Below are 3,662 nucleotides of genomic sequence, written 5' to 3'. Positions count from 1 at the left end.
CAGCTTGCAAATGATTGTCCTTTCCTTCATTTCTCTCCTATTACGAAGATTTTAAACAGGTTCTTAGATTATGCTGTTCACCTTGGGAATAAGATAGAAATGGTAAGGCTTCTGTTAAGGGCAGGAGCTACTAATGTACAAAATGGATTTGGATTTACTCCTTTGCATCATACTGCTGAGTGTGGATATGTACAAATGGTGGAAATCCTACTAAAAGAAGGAAGGACAGATGTTAATGCGCAAGATAAAAAAGGAAGAACTCCTTTGCATTATGCTGCCAGACATGGGCACACACAAGTAGTAGAAGTTTTGCTAGAAAAAGGAGCAGATGTTAATCTACAAGGCAAAGATGGAAAAACTCCTTTGCATTATACTGCTGAGAACGGGTATACACAAATAGCAGAGGCTCTATTAAAAGGAGGGGCAGGTGTTGATGTACAAGATAAAGACGGAAGGACTCCTTCATATTATGCTGTTTATTACACTCACGGTGAATATCCAAGACTAAATTATCAACATCCAAAAGTAGCAAAACTTCTACTAAATTATGGTGCAGATCCATCATTTATTCATAGACCTAAAGCTATAACAGCAGGAATTACTGTTGGTGTTATATCTGCTGTTGTAGTTCCACTAGTACTTGCCTATGCCACTGCATTACCTGCACTAGCAATAATTGGAATTACTGTAGCATCTGCACTGACAGTTGGTAGTATTACCTATGGAGTTACATATAAGTCATCAGAGTATTCATTAAACAGTAAGCTAAGTGAGGTTAGCTGCAGTAATGTTGATGGAAATAAACAAACTGTACAACCATAATTATTAATTCACCACAGTAACCGCGCCGTGGCAGTGTTTGTACTTCTTTCCAGAATTACAAGGGCACTTGTCGTTTCTTGAGACTTTGGGAAGTCTGCTATTTCTAGCAGAATGTAATCTATTGCCTATCTCTTGGTTGTCTGCCAACTTAAAGTGCGCTAGGCGATGAATGGTGAGTTCCTTCCATTTTTCAAGCATCGACTCAAACATCAAGAAAGCTTCGCGTTTAAATTCATTCAGTGGATCTTTCTGCCCCATAGCACGTAAGCTTATGCTTTGTCTTAGGCTCTCTAGAACTGAAAGGTGTTCCCTCCATAAATGATCAAGTGTCATTATCATCATTTGCTTCACGATCGTATTCCACAAATCTGTAGTGTGCTGACTGTTGAAATATTTTTCTTTCTCAGTAAAAAATTCTTGTATCTTATCATTTACATAATTCAAAGCTTCTTGTTTATTCAAAAACTTTGCCAAGTCTTCTTTATCAAGCGTTATTCCATACCTTGTATGGAATTCTTTGACTATATCTTCAATATAATCCTCATAATAGCCACTTTGGATTATACCTTCTACTACGCTCTCATTTACTTCGCTATACACTTCAAACAAATCATTAATTTCGTTGCCTAAGATATTGTTTCTCTGCTTAAAAATAACTTTACGTTGGTTATTGATTACGTCATCAAACTTAAGTAGAGATTTCCGCACGTCATAGTTTCTAGCTTCAACTTTCTTTTGCGCTTTCTCGAGTGCCTTATTGATCCATGGATGATGAATAGCTTCGTTATTCTTTAACCCTACTTTTTGTAAAAAGCTTCTCATTCTATCAGAACCAAATATTCTCATTAGGTCATCTTCGAGCGATAAAAAGAACTTAGAAAGTCCAGGATCCCCCTGACGACCAGAACGGCCGCGTAATTGATCATCTATTCTCCTGCTTTCATGTCTTTCGGTTCCAACCACACATAAACCACCAGCTTTTATAGCAATTTCCTTATCTTTTTTTACTCTTTCAATTATTTCTTGATATTTTTTTTCTCTTTCATCAGCATTTTTTATTTTCTTGAGCTCTACCTTTGCGATCATTTCAGCATTTCCACCAAGCTGAATATCAGTTCCACGCCCTGCCATGTTAGTTGCTATAGTGACACTACCTGGCACCCCAGCTTGCGCTATTATGTACGCCTCTTGTTCATGATAACGAGCATTCAATACTGAATGCTTAAGAGAATGGCTTTGCAAAAGCGCAGAAAGCTTCTCAGAGTTTTCGATGCTCACCGTGCCAACAAGGACCGGTTGAAGGTGTTTGTGGCATTCTTCTATAAACTTCAACACAGCATTAAATTTTTCCTTTTCTGTACCGTAAATTTCATCATCAATATCAACTCTTTTTACAGGTACATTGGTTGGAATTTTTACTACATTTAATCTGTATATATCACGAAACTCTTCTGCCTCTGTTGCTGCTGTTCCAGTCATTCCGGAGAGTTTATTGTACATACGAAAGTAATTCTGAAATGTAACCGATGCTAAAGTTTGGTTTTCATGCTGAATTTCAAGATTCTCCTTCGCTTCAAGTGCCTGATGAAGACCATCGGAATATCTCCTGCCCTCCATCATACGCCCAGTAAATTCATCAATAATCACTACCTTGCCATCCTTTACTATATAATCTTTATCAGCAGTAAACAGCTTATGTGCACGTAATGCTTGGTCTATATAATGAGTCATTATCATGCTGTCAGTATCATAGAGCGAGGAATTTTCAGGAATGAGATTGTATGACCTCAGTAGTTCCTCCACTCGTGAAATACCATCTTCAGTCAAGAATACCGTTCTACCTTTTTCATCTACTTCATAATCATAGTCAACTAATTTGGTTACTATTTTATTGATATGCTTATATATCTGATTGTTTTCCTCAACAGGGCCAGAAATAATAAGCGGAGTGCGAGCTTCATCAATGAGTATTGAGTCCACTTCATCAACTATTCCGTAGTGAAAGCCTCTCTGAACCATGTCTTCTTGAGAAAATTTCATATTATCTCGCAGGTAATCAAAGGCAAGCTCGTTATTTGTGGAATACACGATATCTGCACTGTAAGCCTCTTTCCTCTCTTCGTCTGTCAAGTTATTCGTAATAAACGCAACAGAAACCCCAAGAGAATTATATAATTTGCTCATCCACTCTGTGTCTCGTTTTGCAAGATAATCGTTAACAGTTACGACGTGCACGCCTTTCCCTTCTAAGGAATTTAGATATGCTGCTAAAGTTGCAACGAGTGTCTTTCCCTCTCCTGTTTTCATTTCTGATATCATGCCATTGTGGAGCACCATTCCACCAATCAGTTGAACATCAAAGTGCCTCATGTTAAGAAACCTTCGAGAGGCTTCACGCACAACTGCAAATGCAGGTACGAGAAGATCATTTAACGTTTTCCCATTTTTCAATTCTCGATTGAATTCTTCAGTTTTACCAGCAAGCTCCTCATCAGATAAGCTCTGCATTTCTGTTTCTAATGCATTTATTTGCTGAACAATTTTCCTAAAGGATTTTATTATCTTCTTGTTTGTTGATCCAAATATCTTTCTTATGAAAAAGAATGACAACGTAAAAATAAAAAATATAAGAATGGCTGTCAAAATTAGCGGAGAATCTAGCATAAACTTAAGTAAAGTCTTATTTAATATGAGATTATATTACTAAATGCAGCCTACAGCAATGACATATTAGAACCTGTTAAGGATCTCGAAAATATGAGGTAAAATGAGCATAGTTAAGAAAGAGGTATATCTATGCAAAAAAGCTATCCAAGCGATATAAGTAAAGAACAATTTAA

Annotated in this window: 2 protein-coding genes; one reads left to right on the top strand and one right to left on the bottom strand. The window is 37.0% G+C overall.

Annotation, left to right across the window (positions count from 1 at the left end; genetic code table 11):
• On the top strand, positions 1 to 822 hold an 822-nt coding region (locus tag OZD61_RS01335), incomplete at its 5' end, for an ankyrin repeat domain-containing protein (protein WP_274979570.1).
• 3 nt (positions 823 to 825) lie between these two features.
• On the opposite strand, the gene secA is transcribed toward OZD61_RS01335, so the two are convergent.
• Positions 826 to 3,486, bottom strand: coding sequence for a preprotein translocase subunit SecA (gene secA / locus OZD61_RS01330; RefSeq protein ID WP_274979569.1), 2,661 nt, complete (start codon positions 3,484 to 3,486; stop codon positions 826 to 828).
• Between the last annotated feature and the right edge of the window lie 176 nt (positions 3,487 to 3,662).

The sequence above is a fragment of the Wolbachia endosymbiont of Drosophila bocki genome, assembly GCF_028982005.1.
GTDB lineage: Bacteria > Pseudomonadota > Alphaproteobacteria > Rickettsiales > Anaplasmataceae > Wolbachia > Wolbachia pipientis.
Note: the sequence above shows the minus strand (reverse complement) of the source record. Positions and strands in the feature narration are given on the sequence as shown.